Here is a 16,741-nt window from a genome sequence, read left to right as displayed (position 1 = left end):
CTCTTGCCTTTCAGATCATCGGGCGTCGTCCCGAGGCACCCATCGCCTGTTCCAGTGCATGCGCAATCTGCAGCAGCGCGAACTCGCCCTGATGGTGCCCCACAATCTGCATTCCCACCGGCAGTCCGTCATCGGTAAAGCCGCAAGGCAGTGACAGCGCGGGATGCATGGTCGCCGTGACCAGGTAACAGGATCGCATCCATTCAATGTAACTTCCCATTCGGACGCCTTCAATTTCAGTGACATAGGGCTGTTCGATCGGAAAGGGCGGAACCTGGTTCACCGGCAGCACGATGAAATCGTAGTGCTGCATGAAGCGATGCATGCGCTGAAACAAAGAGGTGCGCAACTTGTTGGCGCGCGCGATTTGCGGCGCGCTCAGCTTTCGCCCCTCCTCGATGTTCCACACCACCGTGTCCTTGAGCACGCCGGGATGCCGGTCCATCACCGCGCCGAGGCCGGACTCGAAGGCAAAGGCGCGCAGCGTCATGAATACTTCGTGGGCATCGCGAAAATCCGGGCAGGCGTTCTCGACCACGCAGCCGATTTCTTCGAAGGCACGGCGTTGCGCATCGATGGCGCGCACAACGCGCTTGTCCACCGGCAGGCCACCCATGTCGGGGCTCCACGCTATCCGAACGCCGTTGAAGTCGCGCGCGAGCGGTGCGCGAAAACGCGATCCATCTTCTGCAATGGCGAGCGGATCGCGCGCATCCGGTCCGGCGATCACCGAAAGATACAGCGCGAGGTCGGTGACGGTGCGTGCCATCGGACCGCTCACCGACAGACTGTCCCAGCCATCCATGGCCGGGAACTGCGGCACGCGTCCGACCGAAGGGCGCAGTCCGACGATATTGCAGAAATTGGCAGGGCAACGCAGCGATCCGCCCATGTCCGTGCCGTCTGCCAGCGGCACCATGCCGGTCGCCAGTGCCACGGCCGAGCCGCCGCTCGAACCGCCGCAGGTCTTCGACAGGTCGTAGGGATTGCGGGTGGCGCCGAATACCGCGTTGAAGGTCTGTGAGCCGGCGCCGAATTCGGGCGTGTTGGTTTTGCCGATGCTGATGGCGCCTGCGCGCTGCTGGCGTTCGACGATCAGCGCGCTGCTGCTCGGAACGAGGTTTTCATGCACTTTCGAGCCGAAGGTGGTGCGCATGCCCTTGGTGAGCAGCAAGTCCTTGTGCGCCACCGGCAGGCCATGCAGCGGGCCCAATGGCTCGCCGCGCGCCTGCGCTTCGTCGGCGGCAGCGGCGGCAGACAATGCCTGTTCCGCATGCAGCGTGACGATCGCATTCACCTTGGGATTGATACTGTCGATGCGGGCCAGGTGGGCCTGCATCACTTCGCGTGCGGACAGATGGCCGGCACGGATTTCGGCGGCCATTTCGGTCGCACTCAGATGGCAGATGTCTTGCGTCATGTTTCGTATCCAATGGCGAATGCGAAGCTGTCTCGCGTGACGCCGAAGTCACTCAAGGAGGGAAGCCGCACAGACATCTGCCGGGCGCGATGAATTAATGACCGAGCGACGTCAGCACTTCCGACAGCATCGCGATCATGTGATCGATTTCCTCTGTCGTGATGTTCAGCGAGGGCATGAAGCGCAGCAAGTCGGGGCGCGGCGAATTGATCAGCAGGCCGATCGGGTTCAAGTCGCGCGCTGCTTCGACGATCTTCGGGCCGATGTCCTTGCCGAGCTTGAGCGCGCGCAGCAGGCCTTCGCCGCGTTCGCCGTCGAGGCTGTGTCTGATGCAGAGCTTGCGCAGTTCGGCGCCCAGATACTCGCCCTTGTCGCGCACCGCGGGCAGGAAGCCGGGTTTCAACAATTCGGTGAGAACGGCGATGCCCGCAGCCGTCATCACAGGATTGCCGTTGTAGGTGCCGCCTTGTTCGCCGGGCTCGAAGCAGGCGATTTCCTCGCGCGCCAGCAATGCCGACAGCGGCACGCCGCCGCCGATGCCTTTGCCCAGCGTCATGATGTCCGGTTCGATATCCGACAACTGGTAGGCGAACAACTCGCCGGTGCGGCCCATGCCGGATTGCACTTCATCGACGATCAGCAGCAGGTTGTGCTGCCTGGTCAACGCACGGAGCGCCTGCATGAATTCGCGCTTGGCCGGGATGACGCCGCTTTCGCCTTGCACCGGCTCCAGCATCACGGCGACGGTCTTGTCCGTGATCAGCTTCTCGACGCTGGCGAGATCATTCAGTTCCGCCTTCGGGAAGCCCGGCACCTGCGGCGCGAACATGGTGTCCCAGCCGGTCTTGCCACTGGCCGACATGGTGGCCAGTGTGCGGCCGTGGAAACCGTGGTTGAAGGTGATGATCTCGTAGCGGTTTTCGCCGGCGGCATTCTTGTTGAGCTTGCCCCATTTGCGCGCCAGCTTGATTGCGCCTTCGTTGGCCTCCGCGCCGCTGTTGGCGAAGAACACGCGGTCGAAGCAGGAGTGCTGGGTCAGCATCGAGGCCAGCACGATCGAGGGCTCGTTGTAGAAAGCGGGCGACGGATTGATCAGCTTGCCGACCTGGGCGGAAACCGCATCGACCACGCATTGCGGCGAATGGCCTAGGCAGTTGACCGCCCAGCCTTGCAGGTAGTCGAGGTAGCGCTTGCCGGTATGATCGGTCAGCCACATGCCGCGCCCCTCGGTAAACACCAGGTTTGGCCGGTTGGTGATTTTCATGAGGGCGTTGATGTCGTACTGGCTGAATTCCATGTCAGGGCTCCTGAATTCGAAAAAGGCAAATGGGGTGAGTCAAAAAAAAAGCCACAGGGCGGGCCTGTGGCTTAGTGAGCGCAAACGCTTACAGGCACGGCTTCCCGGGCTGAGGCAGCAGGGTACGGCGTCGCAATTGTTTGGCTGTCGTATTCATGAAATCAATATTAAGGTTTTTTGCGCAGTGCGTCAAAAACTATTTTCCGGCCAGGTCGGACGCAACATCGGCTTCCGAGGTGAAGGCGTCGGCATAAAATTCCTCTTCCGGCAGCTTGCACTGCGACACGAAATCGCGCTTGGCAGAATCGACCATGATCGGCACGCCACAGGCATACACCTGGTGGCCGGACAAGTCGGGCAGATCTTCCATCACGGCACGGTGCACGAAGCCGATGCGCCCGGTCCAGCCGTCTTCCGGCAGCGCGTCCGAAATCACCGGCACATACTTGAAGTTCGGCACCGTACGCGCCCATTCCTCGCACAGGGCGTGCATGTACAAGTCTTTCGGGCGGCGGCCGCCCCAGTACAGCACCATCGGGCGCTGCGTCTTCTTGTGGATCGCGTGCTCGATGATGGCCTTGATCGGCGCGAAACCGGTGCCGGAGGCGAGCAGGACGATCGGCTTGTCGGAATCCTCGCGCAGGAAGAAAGTGCCGAGCGGTCCTTCAAGACGCAGGATGTCGCGTTCCTTCATGTTGTTGAATACATGATCCGTGAACAGGCCACCGTCCATGTGGCGGATGTGGACCGTGAGGTGCTCGTCCTGGTGCGGCGCATTGGCCATGCTGTAGCTGCGGCGCTTGCCGTCTTTCAGCAGGAATTCGATGTACTGGCCGGCCTTGTATTGCAGGCGTTCGTTGGCTGGCAACTGCAGCGAGACCACCATCACGTCGTCGGCGACGCGGTCGAGCCTGGCGACGCGGGTCGGCAGCTTCTTGATCGGAAATTCGCCCGCGCCAAGCACCTCGCGCGCTTCGATCACAATGTCCGAATGCGGCGTCGCGCAGCAGAACAGCGAGAGGCCTTTTTCTTCCTCCGCGACCGGCAGGGCTTTTTCCTGGTGCGCGCCGTGCGTGACCGAGCCTTCGACCAGTTTACCTTTGCAGGTGCCGCACGCACCGTTCTTGCAGCCATAAGGCAGACCCACGCCGGCGCGGATCGCGGCGGTCAACACGGTTTCGCCTTCTTCACAGGTAAATTGCCGACCACTCGGCTGAACAGTAACTTGGAAAGTCATACAATCCTGATGATGAACAATAAAAAAATCGAACTGCCACGCGTGCTGATCGTCGGATGTGGCGATGTCGGGATGCGTCTCTTGCCCTTGTTGCGCGGACGTTTTCGCATCTTTGCGGTTACCAGCCAGGAGTCGCGCCGCGATGAACTGCGCGCGGCCGGCGCGGTGCCGGTCATCGCCGACCTCGACCAGCCCGCGAGCCTTGCACGTCTTGCGCGCCTCGCATCCTGCGTCGTGCATCTCGCACCGCCTCAATCCGAGGGGATGAAGGACCGGCGCACGCGTAATTTGACCGCCATTTTACCCGACCATGCGACCCTGGTTTATGTGAGCACGACCGGCGTGTATGGTGACTGCGGCGGCGCGCTGGCGGACGAGACGCGGCCGGTTCATCCTCAAAATGCCCGTGCCATGCGCAGGGTCGATGCGGAACGCGTCTTGCGTGCATGGGCGCGGCGCTCCGAATCGCGGCTCGCCATCCTGCGGGTGCCGGGCATTTATGCGGCGGACCGCTTGCCGGTCGAGCGCCTGCAGAAGGGCACACCAGCACTGGCCGCCGAGGAGGATGTGTATACCAATCACATCCATGCGGATGACCTCGCCCGCATCGTGGCGCGGGCCTTGTTCCGCGCACGTCCCTGCCGGGTGTATCACGCGGTGGACGACTCGGACATGAAGATGGCGGATTACTTCGACGCGGTCGCCGATGCGGCCGGATTGCCGAGGCCGCTGCGCCTGCCGCGAGAGAAACTGCAGGAAGCGGTCTCTCCGATGTTGCTGTCTTTCATGTCGGAATCGCGACGGCTGTCCAATACGCGGATGAAGGCGGAACTCGGCGTCCGGCTGCGTTATCCGACTGTCAACGACGCGCTGAAGGAAATCTTCGGCCGGCCTTGATTTGCCTGCTTGACCTTCCCATCATGGTAAGGTCGATAATGCAGTCAATATGATGATCAAGGAGCAAGCATGAGCGCGCTTCCGCACGCCAAGCAATCCGATTCACAGGAATTTACCTTCAACGTCGACGGAATGACCTGTGCGTCCTGTGTTGCACGAATTGAAAAAGTCCTGCGCGGCCTTCCCGGCGTTATCGATGCAAGCGTCAACCTGGGCACCGAGAGCGCGACGGTGCTTGCCGGGCGGGATGTCGGCTTCACCACATTGCAACAAGCTATCGAGAAAGCCGGCTACAACGTGGCGCAGCAGGACATCGATCTTGATGTCGAAGGCATGACCTGCGCATCCTGTGTCGGGCGCGTGGAAAAGGCCCTGCGCAAGGTCAGCGGGGTCGTCGATGCGAGCGTGAACCTCGCCACTGAAAGCGCCCACGTCAGGGCCAGCGCGGCCTTGCCGGTGAATGCATTGACCGCCGCCATCGAAGCGGCCGGCTATCATGCGCGCCCGCATCGCGCGGCAAGTGCCAGCGAGCAGGCGGCAAAACCCCATGACAAGCAATTGCTGCATGTCGTGTTCGCCGCACTGCTGTCCCTGCCGCTGATCGTGCCCATGCTGCTCGACCTGTTTGGCCAGCACTGGATGCTGCCCGGCTGGGTGCAATTTGCCCTGGCGACACCGGTGCAGTTCTGGCTCGGTGCGCGTTTTTACCGGGCCGGATGGAAGGCGGTGAAGGCCGGGGCGGGCAACATGGACCTGCTGGTTGCGCTGGGCACAAGCGCGGCGTACGGCTTGAGCGTCTATCAGTTGCTCGCGCACGGCGAAGACGACATGACACATCTGTATTTCGAAGCGTCGGCGGTGGTGATTACCCTGGTCCTGCTCGGCAAATGGCTGGAGGCGCGCGCCAAGCGCCAGACCACGGAGGCGATTCGGGCATTGCAGGTATTGCGGCCCGATCTCGCCCGCGTGCGGCGCGAGGGCGCCGACGTCGAAGTGGCCATTGAGCAGGTCGGACTGGGCGATATCGTCGTCGTGCGCCCAGGTGAGCGGGTCGCGGTCGACGGCATTGTCGTCGAGGGCATGAGTCACATCGACGAATCGCTGATCACCGGCGAGAGTCTGCCGGTCGCCAAGCAGGCCGGCGAGAAAGTGACCGGTGGTTCGATCAACGCGGAGGGTCTGCTGCTGGTGCGCACGGTCGCGGTTGGCGCGGAAACGACCCTGTCGCGCATCATCCGCCTGGTCGAGAGTGCACAAGCGGCGAAGGCGCCGATTCAACATCTGGTCGACAAGGTCAGTGCGGTCTTCGTCCCGATCGTGCTGCTGATTGCGCTGGCGACCATGATCGGCTGGTGGTTGTATGGCGGTGATATCGAACAGTCGATCATCAATGCGGTGGCCGTGCTGGTGATCGCATGTCCCTGCGCGCTCGGCCTGGCGACGCCGGCAGCGATCATGGCCGGCACCGGTGTCGGCGCGAAGAACGGCATTCTGATCAAGGACGCCGAAGCGTTGGAAATTGCGCATTCTGTCACCACCGTCGTATTCGACAAGACGGGTACGCTGACGATCGGCAAACCTGCATTGACGCAAGCGGTCCCGCATGGGATCCGGGAGCATGAACTGCTTCGCCTCGCCGCAGCTGTCCAGCAGGGCAGCGAACATCCGCTGGCGCATGCAGTGATGAATGCCGCGAAGGCAATGGATATTGATGCGCACGCCGCCACCGAGGTCACCGCGCTACCCGGACGCGGATTGGCGGCAATGGTGGATGGCCGCCAACTCAAGCTCGGCAGCACGCGCCTGATGCAGGAGCTTGGGATCGACTTGAGTCCGCTTGCCGAACGCGCATCCGAACTCGAGGGAAAGGGCAACACGATTTCGTGGCTCGCGGACGATGGAAGCAAACAATTGCTTGGTCTGCTGGCCTTTGGCGATCAGGTCAAACCGAGCGCGCAGAAAGCGATCGCTCGCTTGCACGCAATGGGCGCAAGAACCGTCATGCTGACCGGCGACAACAAGGGCAGTGCGGCGGCAGTCGGTGGTGCTCTCGGCATCGATCACATCGTTGCCGAAGTGCTGCCGGCCGACAAGGCTGACAAGGTCGCAGCCCTGAAGGGCAAGGGCCAGGTGGTCGCCATGGTTGGCGACGGGATCAATGATGCACCGGCACTCGCGGCAGCCGATGTCGGTATTGCGATGGCGACCGGCACCGATGTGGCGATGCACGCGGCCGGCATCACCCTGATGCGGGGCGATCCGGCGCTGGTGGCTGACGCGATCGATATTTCGCGCCGCACTTACAGCAAGATCCGCCAGAATCTCTTCTGGGCGTTTATCTACAACCTGATCGGGATTCCCTTGGCGGCATTCGGGCTGCTCAATCCGGTCGTCGCCGGCGCGGCCATGGCATTCAGCTCCGTCAGCGTGATCAGCAACGCGCTGCTGTTGCGCCGCTGGACGCCGGCCAAGACGGACAACGCGAAGAGGGCATCATGAATATCGGACAGGCATCCAAGGCGTCCGGCGTATCGGCCAAGATGATTCGCTATTACGAGAGCATCCATCTGATCAAGACCAGCCAGCGCAGCGATTCCGGATATCGCACTTACGGCGACAGCGATGTGCACACGCTGCGCTTCATCCGGCGCGCGCGCTCGCTCGGGTTTTCATTGGAGCAGATCAAGGATTTGCTGTCGCTGTGGCAGGATCCGCATCGCGCCAGCGCGGACGTGAAGGCGATTGCGCAGGAGCATGTCGCTCAGCTTCAGCAGCGCATACAGGAACTGACGGAAATGCGTGACACGATCAAGCATCTTGCGCACGCGTGTTCGGGAGACAGCCGGCCGGAATGCCCGATTCTGCAAGGCCTCGCGGCCTCGGCGGACGAGGAGCATCACTGCCATTGACGGAGATGGGGCAGGATGGGGCAGGGCAGCTGCCCCGTTTTTTCAGGATGCGCTGCTTTGTAGGACCGGATATCCCGCTTCGCTTACTGCCGACTTGATGTCGTCCAGCTTCGCGGATGACATGACGCGCACCTTCTGCGTCGCCAGGTCCACTTCCACTTTTGCCGCGGAATCCACTGCCTGCACTGACTTGGTCACCGCATTGACGCAGTGGCCGCAGCTCATTCCTTCGACTTTCAGTTCGTACATGATGTTTGCTCCTGATGAATAAGGGGTATCGATAGCGTAGAGCTTTCCAACGTGGGAAGGTCAAGTGCCATTGCGCTGTGCCGGTTCCGACTACTTTGTCCCGAACAAGCGATCTCCCGCATCGCCCAGTCCGGGGATGATGTACGCATGATCGTTCAGGTGGGAATCGAGCGAGGCAACATACACCTTCACGTCGGGATGCGCCTGCTGGAATACCTGCACGCCTTCCGGCGCCGCGACCAGTGCAAGAAAGGCGATCTGCTGGTCGGACACGCCGCGCTTCTTCAGCACGTCGACAGCATGCACGGCGGAATTGCCTGTTGCCAGCATCGGATCGCAGAGGATGAAGTTGCGATCCGCCAGATCGGGCAGACGCACCAGATACTCCACCGGGCGATGCGTTTCCGGATCGCGGTAGACGCCGATATGGCCCACGCGCGCCGACGGCACCAGTTCCAGCAAGCCGTCGCTCATGCCGATGCCGGCGCGCAGCACAGGCACCACCACCAGTTTTTTTCCGGCGATGACCGGGGCATCGATGGTCTGCAGGGGCGTCTCGATGCGCATCGTTGTCAGTGGCAGGTTGCGCGTGATTTCGTAGCCCATCAGCAGCGTGATTTCACGCAGCAGCTCGCGGAAGGTGCGGGTCGATGTCTCGCGATCGCGCATGTGGGTGAGCTTGTGCTGGATCAGCGGGTGATCGAGGATATAGAGATTAGGAAAGCGGGGATCTTGTTTCATGACGGTATTGGCAATGTAATAGCGTTCTTGGGGGCGGCTCAGGCGGATGGACCCAGCACTAAAGGCTGATTCAGCAGGCAACTGCGTGTCTCTCCGGCACGAATGAGGCGCGTCGATACCCGACAGGGAATGCCATGCTTGGCGCCAACATATTAATGGTTTTCGAGGCAACGGGATTCATTATTTGGAAACCCGTCATGCCGGTTTCCCCCGATGACTGCTGCTTGAGACCGGACTGAAGCCTGCAAATTCATCCGCAGGCAAGACGTGGGGCGATTTCTTGAAGAGAAAGCGTCGCCGGAAACAGCGTGGAATGCTGTCAGGCCGTGGTTATTTCCCCGCCTTCTCTTTGCTGCCTAATGAAAGGCGTGAGACCAGAGAGAACGGCAGGACACAGACATCGACAAGAATGGCCAGCGCGAACAAGGGCAGATAAAAGGGAATGAAAATGATCTTTACCGGCAATGGGTATTCCGAAGACTTGGCAGTGCTCTCTACGAAGCCGGAAAGTAGCTGTGTGCAAAGAAACATTACGCCTCCCAATATGGATAGCCGGTAAGTAGTTCCGAGTATAACTATTCCTCTTATGTTGAAAATGGGTATTTTGACAAAGGGTGGCTTGGGTCAATTTTGGGGGCGAGGCGCTGCGATCCTTGCCGGAAAAGCAAAAAGCCCAGTCACATGGACTGGGCTTTGCAATGGAATTCGTTGGTAGGCCGTGTAGGGATCGAACCTACGACCAACGGATTAAGAGTCCGTTTAACGGGGCAGAAATTTGTAGATCCTTAAGAAGATTTTTCCTGCATTTTCAAGGGAGTTGCGCTTTCGTCAGGGATCGAAGAGGCGGATGATTCGTCATTGAATTAAGCAGGCCATAAATTGAGTGGGTGACTATTTTTTCGCGCAAAGTTATTTCCATTGCGGAGTTGACGCGCTCACTGAACATCTTCCTAATTTCTTCAATTGAGACCTTTGATTCGCTCATCAAAATCCTTCGTGATGGAGTCAGCAATTCAGCTGCGGAATTGCATATTAACCGATCACTTTGCATTGGAAACAGTGATTTTCCGGCCTGTGGTGAATTAACGTTTTTGACTGGGGGCGCAGTCTCCAAGAAAAACACCATCTCTGGGAGAGTAGGGGCGAAGATGGGGGATTTCCTGTTTTGGAAATAATTGATTTTGGATTTGAAAAGCTGGACCAGAAATGGACCAGAAACGAAAAGGGCTTACAGGAAAAATTCCTGTAAGCCCTTGAATTTGTTGGTAGGCCGTGTAGGGATCGAACCTACGACCAACGGATTAAGAGTCCGCTGCTCTACCAGCTGAGCTAACGACCCAACGAGGACAAGATTATATCAATGGAGCGTCGTTCGGTCTACTCCCTGTCCTGAAAAAGTTCTCTTCATGCATCAAGTCAAGGCCGCCGTCACCTTCAGCACTTCGTCCGCCGTCGTGACGCCTTCCCTGATCTTGAGCGCACCCGCCACGCGCAAGGGCTTCATGCCGTCCTTGATGCTTTGCTGCGTCAGCGCGTGGATATCGGTTTCCTGCTTGATCAGCTTGGTAAAGGGTTGCGTGATTGTCAGCAATTCATACAGGCCGGTACGGCCGCGATAACCGGTTTGCCGGCATTCCGGGCAGCCGACCGGGCGATGGATCCTGGCCGGCTTGGGCAGCTTCCAGCCTTCGGTCAGACCGTCCCAGACCTCATCGGATAATTCGCCGTCCGGCTTCTTGCATTCGGCGCACAGCGTGCGCACCAGGCGCTGCGCCATGATGCCGATCAGGGTTGCTTCGAGCAGGTAATACGGGACGCCGAGTTCCAGCAGGCGCATGACGGCCGAGGGTGCATCGTTGGTGTGCAGGGTGGACAGCACCAGGTGGCCGGTCAGCGCGGCCTGGATCGCCATTTCGGCGGTTTCGAGGTCGCGGATTTCGCCGACCATGATGATGTCCGGGTCCTGCCGCATCAGCGCGCGCACGCCGTCGGCGAAGGACAGGTCGATGCCGTGCTGAACCTGCATCTGGTTGAAGGAACCTTCCACCATTTCGATCGGGTCTTCCACCGTGCAGACATTGACCTCGGATGTCGCCAGCGCCTTGAGCGTGGTGTACAGGGTGGTGGTCTTGCCGGAGCCGGTCGGTCCGGTCACGAGAATGATGCCGTGCGGACGCGTGGTGAGACCGTCCCAGCGCTTGGCGTCGTCAGGCGGGAAGCCGAGTTCCGGCAGCGTCTTCACCACGACTTCCGGGTCGAAAATACGCATCACCAGTTTTTCGCCAAAGGCGGTCGGCATGGTGGACAGGCGCAGTTCGATTTCCTGTCCGCCGGATGTGCGGGTCTTGATGCGGCCGTCCTGCGGGCGCCGTTTTTCGATCACGTCCATGCGGCCGAGCAGCTTGATGCGCGCGGTCATTGCGATCATGACGGCGGCCGGGACCTGGTACACCTGGTGCAGCACGCCGTCGATGCGAAAGCGGATCGCGCCGAGGTCGCGCTTGGGTTCGAGGTGGATGTCCGACGCGCGCTGTTCGAATGCGTACTGCCACAACCAGTCGACGATGTTGACGATGTGCTGGTCGTTGGCGTCGAGCTGCTTGTCGCTCTTACCGAGTTCGACCAGTTGCTCGAAGTTGTTGCGCAGCGCGAGGTCATGCGTGTTGGACTTGTTTGCGCCCTTGATCGATTTCGCGAGGGTGAAGAATTGGGCGGTGTACTGCGCGATGTCGAGCGGATTGGCGATGACCAGCTTGACGTTGCGGCGCGTGATCTTGGCGATTTCCGCTTCCCATTCGGCGAGAAAGGGCTCGCAGGTCGCAATCACGACTTCCGTCGTCGTCAGTTCCACCGGCAGGATGTTGAAGCGCGTGGCGTAGGTCGCCGACATGACATCCGCCACCTTGGTGAAGTCGATCTTGAGCGGATCGATGCGATAGAACGGCAGCTTGACCTTGGCTGCCATCCATTCGCTCAGCCAGTCCAGCGTCAGCAGCTTGTGCGGCGGCAGCGCCGACTGCAGCTTGCATTGCGCCACCGCGCTCAAGGGGTGCATCGCGATCGAGGCGTTCCTGAGCAGTGCCTGCGCCTGGTTGTAGGCGGTCTTGGCGGTCGGCTTTTCAACGATACCGTCGGCGAGCAGCCAGCTGAAGACCTGGTGCAGGTCGAGTGCCTTCGATGCCTTGGGCGGAGGAGATTCGTGCTGCTCGAGTCTGGCATTCATGGCGGTTACCCCGGGAAATGTTTTCCTATCGTACCAATTGCCAGGCCTTAAGGCCATTTACCCAGGATTTTGTGGGTAATCGTGTGGCGTCGGTGATCTCGGCGGCCCGTTCGTAAAGTGCCGGAAAGTCAAGTTTCGGCGCCTTCTTGAAGCCGATGGCGACCACATTGCCTTCATGCACGGGAGGCAGGCACATCACCTCGTCGAAGGCAAAGCGCATGGCCTTCAGGTTTTTTCCATAGCTGGGATGGTCGCCGAACAGGTTGACGGTCATGATGCCTTCCGGCGTCAGGCAGGCTTCGCACGCCTGGTAAAACTCCGCGGTATCCAGTACCGGACCCTTTACCGTGGCGTCGTACAGGTCGGCCTGAATGACATCGATCTTGCCGTGATTGGCTTCATCCATCACGAAATCCATCGCGTCCATTTCGATTGTCGACAGACGTTCATCGTCGGATGGCAGGCGGAACATGGAATGGCAGGCGATGATCACCGCCGGGTTCAGTTCGACTGCAGTGACTTGCGCTTGCGGAAACTGACGGTAGCAGAACTTGGTCAATGCACCCGTGCCGAGGCCGAGCTGGACAATATGCTGCGGTTCCCGGATGAACAGCATCCACGCCATCATTTGCTGCGCGTATTCCAGCTCGATCCAGTCGGGTTTGCGAACGCGCATTGCGCCCTGCACCCATTCATTGCCGAAGTGCAGATAGACCACGCCGTTTTCTTCAGACAGCGTGATGGGGGCGAATTTGGGCTTGCGCGGCTTGGGCGCGGCCTTGGTTGTCGAACTTGCGCGCGGACCGTCTTTGCGGTTGGATTGCGCTTCGATGGACTTGCGTTTGATCAGCATGGAGAAGAAGGTAACGGCGAGTTTCCGCCATTCTACAGAATGATGTCGCTCCAAAGCGCCAGTTTCTGTTCGAAGGATCGCTGTGCATTGGCTGGCGAGGAGGGAAAAGTATCGTGTTTCGATGCTGGCGACCGTGAATTCGGCCTCCTGCCTGCCCGAGGTCTTGCCGTTGAAGCAAACTCTTCTGAGCTCGGGGCATGTATGTTTCGACATTGCGAAAAATCAACCCGGACCGGAGGAAATATCGTTCCACGTAAACTGCCGGCAAACCGGAAATCATCACAATAGAGGGCATGATAGTAGCTTCATTGCGGTTGCCCTGATTTGACGATAATCGGAGGATGTATGCTTGGTATCGATACCCGTTCGGCGAAGGCTGCATGGACCGTATTTCTATTGGTTGCGGTGTTGTACCTGCTCTACACGGTTCGGGTTACCCTGTTGGTCGTGGTGCTCTCGATTTTTTTCGCCTACCTGGTTTACCCACTGGTCCGAATCGTGGAACGCTACAAGCCTCGCCTCATTCCTCGGGCCGCGATCGTCGCCATAGTGTTCCTGTTCTTGATTGCGCTGGCTGTTGTATCCGGCGCTATGTTCGGGAGTCGGATCGGTGATGAAGCGGCGCGCCTGAGTCAGGACCTGCCCAAACTTCTGGACGTCGCCAAGGTCTCGGAACGGATTCCCTTGCCGAGGTTTCTCGAACCGAAGCGCCAGAAGATGGTTGCTTTTGTGATGGAGCAGGTACAAGCCGGAGCGAGCCAGGCTGTACCCTTTGCCCAACGCCTCGGAGTTGGCGTGCTGCATATCGCCAGCAACCTGATCTACCTGATTCTGATTCCGGTTCTAAGCTTTATGCTGATCAAGGAGGGACCGGCGATGCGTCAAAATTTCCTGATGCTGTTCGAGCGGCAGCAGAGCAAGCTGTGGGGACGCATTGCGGGCGACCTGGATCTCTTGTTGGCTGGCTTTGTGCGCGCCCTTTTGCTGCTGTCTTTGGCAACCTTCATTAGCTACAGTGCTGCCTTATCCCTCATGGGGGCACCTTACGCTCTGCTCTTGGGTGGGACTGCGGCGCTTCTGGAATTTATTCCGTTCGTCGGACCTTTGGCAGCAATCGGAGTGCTTCTCGTGGTACTCGGATTCGCCGGGTTTGAACATTTGCTTTGGGTATTCTTCTTTATCTTGGCGTACCGCGGCTTGCAGGATTATGTTCTCGCGCCCTACCTGATGAGCGAAGGAGTTGAAGTTGCGCCGCTGCTGATAATCATCGGATTGCTGGCCGGCGACCAGATCGCTGGCATAGCGGGAATTTTTTTATCAGTGCCCGTGATTGCGGCGATCCGGATCGTTTTCATGCGGGTACGTGAAGCCTACACTGCCAAAACCGGAGCGCCCGTACCCAGTCCGGTTGACTCTGGCGCAAATAGCGAGCCGCGCTGAACTCTTTCAATTTTTACGCAATGGAGAAGCGCAAAAATGTCAACGACTTGTCCCATGGTCGGCATTTCGAGCGGGAGATTATCGTGTTGCGCGTACGCTGTGGCTTGGTCGCGCCAGTGAACGAAAGGGACAAGGCTTGAATTCCTTGGTGCGAAACGGAAAGGCTGACTGACTCTGCGAAAGGATCGGGTGAAAGAAGCTGCCGAAGCAATTTGTTAAATTCATCTTTTCTTGCGTGGCCAGCGCGGCCGTGCCGGAAAAACTTCCGAGGATCAGGATGCGGATGGTGCGGTCATGCTGCCATTTTTCTGTCGCACAAATCCTGTCGGCGCAACACTGCTAGGGCTTCAGCGCATTCCACGCCGCGTCCGCGAAAATTTCGCGGTAAGCCTTGATGTCCGTCTTGGCGCGCCCCGATAGCCACAGGCGTGCATAGTCGTGCGCCGGGCCGATGATGATCGATCCATAACATTCCATCGGCAGCTTTTTCAGCCCGCCGCTCTCGATATGCGGCTGGAACCAGCGCAGCACATTTGATATATGGCTGCGGGTGCGCGCTTCCAGTTCGGCTGCCATCTCGCTCTTGGCCAATACGCCCCGGTTGTACAGCACAAAGCGCGCCTTCTCCGGATGGGTTGAAACCCAGTCGATGTAGGCATAGGCGATGGCTTTGACGCCGCCTTCCACGTTTTTCGCCGATGCCATCAGGCGCTGCTGGTATTCAGCGTGACTGGCCAGCGCGTCGACATAGAGTGCGGCGGCAATACTTTCCTTGCTGCCGAAGTGGTGATACATGCTGCCGACGCTGGCTTGCGAGCGCTCGCGGATCATTTCGATCGTGGTCGCCTCGATGCCGTGTTCCGTGAAGCAGCTCAACGCTGCATCCAGGATTTCCTGTTTTCTGCTTTTCTTTGCTGTCGTCATGGCGATTAGAGTCATTTGACTAGAATTATATTCTAGAATAATGTTCTAGTTGAGCTGTTTCAAGAGAGCACCTTAGCCCAGGAAAACTGGTGCGGTAAAGCTATATCGCGTAAAAGCCCGGCCCCTGGCCATATCAAGCAAAGGAGACGACCATGAATCAAACATTAGGCATGTACCAAAAGATGGGAAATCAGGCATTCAGCAAGGCGGTCACTGAATTTGCGCCGTACTTTGCCACCATCGATCCGACGTTTACCGAACTGCGTCCCGGCTTTGCGGAGGTCACTTTCGCCAATCGCCGCGCAGTGCACAACCACCTCGGTACCGTGCATGCGATCGCACTTTGCAATGCGGCCGAATTGGCAGCGGGCACCATGACCACGGTATCGATTCCCGACGGTCGCCAATGGATCCCGGTCGGCATGACGGTGCAATACCTCGCCAAGGCAAAGACCGATGTGCGGGTCGTCGCTGACGGGGAAAGCGTGGCCTGGGAGCAGGTAGGCAATGTTGAAGTGCCGGTCGACGCCTATGACACGGACGGGCGGCACGTCTTCACGGCCAGGATCACGATGAACCTGAAGTAAGCCCGAGATCACACTTGGAGTCGACCATGGAACCGATCATCCTCAGCGCAAAGGATGGATTCAGTCTTGCTGCTCACCGCTTCGCGCCACAAGGAAGGGCCAAAGCGGTGATCGTGTTGCCGGCCGCGATGGGCGTGAAGCAGGAATTCTATTTCCCCTTCGCGCGTTTTCTCGCACAGCAGGGTTTCGCCGTCCTGACCTTCGATTATCGCGGCGCCGGCGCGTCGGTGCCTGCGCGGTTCAGACACTCGCTGCGCGGTTTCAAGGCCGACCTGTTCGACTGGGCCGAGGACTACAACGCCGCGGTGTGCGCAGCCAGGAAATGGCAGCGCGATGTGCCGCTGCTGGTGATCGGCCACTCGCTCGGCGGCCAGTTGCCCGGCCTGCTTCCGGATAACCATCTGATCGACGGCATTATCACCGTCGCCGCCGGCAGCGGTTATTGGCGCGAAAACACGCCGCAGTTGAAGCGCTTCGTGTGGATCATGTGGTATTTCGCGGTGCCGGTGTACACGCGCTTGTTCGGCTATTTTCCCGGCAAGAAGCTGAAGAAGGTCGGCGATCTGCCGAAGGGCGTGATTTTCCAGTGGGCGCGGTGGTGCAAGAGCCCGCACTACGTGGTCGACGGCAAGGGCGCGCCGATTCGGGCCGGCTTCAAGAACATTCGCGTCCCGCTTCTTTCCATCAGTTTTACCGACGATGAAATGATGAGCCGGCGCAGCATCGACAGCCTGCATGATTTTTACAGCAACGCGCCGGTCGAGCGCTGGCATATCGCGCCGCAAACCATACAGGCGAAGCGCATCGGCCACTTCGGTTTCTTCCGTCGGGAGTTTCAGCCGACATTGTGGAAGCAGGCACTGGAGTGGCTGGAGCAGCATGCCCGACATGCGAATATCAGCAGATCGCGTTGGCACGGATCGGCGATTAGGTCGCAATGAAAAAAACGGGCTGCCGAAATCGG

Annotated in this window: 14 protein-coding genes and 1 tRNA gene; 6 read left to right on the top strand and 9 right to left on the bottom strand. The window is 59.3% G+C overall.

All coding sequences use genetic code 11. The features are described from left to right. Positions 1-10: 10 nt before the first annotated feature. The 3 genes from VJ651_RS07875 to VJ651_RS07865 form a co-directional block, all read right to left on the bottom strand. A complete protein-coding gene (locus VJ651_RS07875) occupies positions 11-1,420 on the bottom strand; it encodes an amidase (protein WP_324106919.1) in 1,410 nt (469 codons plus the stop codon). 94 nt (positions 1,421-1,514) lie between these two features. Next, positions 1,515-2,717 (bottom strand): acetylornithine transaminase, encoded by a 1,203-nt coding sequence (locus VJ651_RS07870; protein WP_324106918.1) that lies wholly within the window; start codon positions 2,715-2,717, stop codon positions 1,515-1,517. A 196-nt stretch (positions 2,718-2,913) separates the two neighbouring features. After that, positions 2,914-3,954 carry a CDP-6-deoxy-delta-3,4-glucoseen reductase gene (locus tag VJ651_RS07865; protein WP_324106917.1) on the bottom strand — a complete coding sequence of 347 codons (1,041 nt, stop codon included), beginning with the start codon at positions 3,952-3,954 and terminating at the stop codon, positions 2,914-2,916. Between the two features lie 12 nt (positions 3,955-3,966). Here VJ651_RS07865 and VJ651_RS07860 point away from each other — a divergent pair, with 12 nt between their 5' ends. The 3 genes from VJ651_RS07860 (at position 3,967) to cueR (ending at position 7,760) form a co-directional block, all read left to right on the top strand. Continuing rightward, complete coding sequence (locus tag VJ651_RS07860) at positions 3,967-4,851, top strand: SDR family oxidoreductase (RefSeq protein WP_414691320.1); 885 nt, start codon at positions 3,967-3,969, stop codon at positions 4,849-4,851. A 69-nt stretch (positions 4,852-4,920) separates the two neighbouring features. Next, the gene (locus VJ651_RS07855) at positions 4,921-7,350 is read left to right on the top strand and encodes a heavy metal translocating P-type ATPase (RefSeq protein ID WP_324106915.1); all 2,430 of its coding nucleotides are present in this window, start codon (positions 4,921-4,923) and stop codon (positions 7,348-7,350) included. After that, positions 7,347-7,760: a Cu(I)-responsive transcriptional regulator gene (cueR, locus tag VJ651_RS07850; RefSeq protein WP_292934136.1), complete on the top strand. Its 414-nt coding sequence runs from the start codon at positions 7,347-7,349 to the stop codon at positions 7,758-7,760. The genes VJ651_RS07855 and cueR overlap by 4 nt, the downstream gene beginning before the upstream one ends. A 42-nt stretch (positions 7,761-7,802) precedes the next feature. Here cueR and VJ651_RS07845 read toward each other — a convergent pair whose 3' ends face one another. From VJ651_RS07845 to VJ651_RS07825, 5 genes are all read right to left on the bottom strand, one after another. Then, positions 7,803-8,009: a heavy-metal-associated domain-containing protein gene (locus VJ651_RS07845; RefSeq protein WP_324106914.1), complete on the bottom strand. Its 207-nt coding sequence runs from the start codon at positions 8,007-8,009 to the stop codon at positions 7,803-7,805. 90 nt (positions 8,010-8,099) lie between these two features. Beyond that, positions 8,100-8,750, bottom strand: coding sequence for a uracil phosphoribosyltransferase (upp, locus tag VJ651_RS07840; RefSeq protein WP_324106913.1), 651 nt, complete (start codon positions 8,748-8,750; stop codon positions 8,100-8,102). 1,263 nt (positions 8,751-10,013) lie between these two features. Further along, positions 10,014-10,089: transfer RNA gene (locus tag VJ651_RS07835), tRNA-Lys, on the bottom strand. A 72-nt stretch (positions 10,090-10,161) separates the two neighbouring features. Then, positions 10,162-11,973 carry a GspE/PulE family protein gene (locus VJ651_RS07830; RefSeq protein ID WP_324106912.1) on the bottom strand — a complete coding sequence of 604 codons (1,812 nt, stop codon included), beginning with the start codon at positions 11,971-11,973 and terminating at the stop codon, positions 10,162-10,164. Positions 11,974-11,998: 25 nt separating this feature from the next. Then, positions 11,999-12,826: a spermidine synthase gene (locus tag VJ651_RS07825; RefSeq protein ID WP_324106911.1), complete on the bottom strand. Its 828-nt coding sequence runs from the start codon at positions 12,824-12,826 to the stop codon at positions 11,999-12,001. Between the two features lie 345 nt (positions 12,827-13,171). Here VJ651_RS07825 and VJ651_RS07820 point away from each other — a divergent pair, with 345 nt between their 5' ends. Next, positions 13,172-14,266, top strand: coding sequence for an AI-2E family transporter (locus tag VJ651_RS07820; protein WP_324106910.1), 1,095 nt, complete (start codon positions 13,172-13,174; stop codon positions 14,264-14,266). Between the two features lie 339 nt (positions 14,267-14,605). Here the strand turns inward: VJ651_RS07820 and VJ651_RS07815 are convergent, their stop codons facing one another. Beyond that, positions 14,606-15,205 carry a TetR/AcrR family transcriptional regulator gene (locus VJ651_RS07815; protein WP_324106909.1) on the bottom strand — a complete coding sequence of 200 codons (600 nt, stop codon included), beginning with the start codon at positions 15,203-15,205 and terminating at the stop codon, positions 14,606-14,608. Between the two features lie 137 nt (positions 15,206-15,342). On the opposite strand from VJ651_RS07815, the gene VJ651_RS07810 reads away from it, so the two are divergent. Both VJ651_RS07810 and VJ651_RS07805 read left to right on the top strand, forming a co-directional pair. Then, the gene (locus VJ651_RS07810; protein WP_324106908.1) at positions 15,343-15,777 is read left to right on the top strand and encodes a hotdog fold domain-containing protein; all 435 of its coding nucleotides are present in this window, start codon (positions 15,343-15,345) and stop codon (positions 15,775-15,777) included. Positions 15,778-15,803: 26 nt separating this feature from the next. Continuing rightward, positions 15,804-16,718: an alpha/beta fold hydrolase gene (locus VJ651_RS07805; RefSeq protein ID WP_324106907.1), complete on the top strand. Its 915-nt coding sequence runs from the start codon at positions 15,804-15,806 to the stop codon at positions 16,716-16,718. The last annotated feature ends 23 nt before the right edge of the window (positions 16,719-16,741 follow it).

This window comes from Noviherbaspirillum sp., from assembly GCF_035254865.1.
GTDB lineage: Bacteria > Pseudomonadota > Gammaproteobacteria > Burkholderiales > Burkholderiaceae_D > Noviherbaspirillum.
Note: the sequence above shows the minus strand (reverse complement) of the source record. Positions and strands in the feature narration are given on the sequence as shown.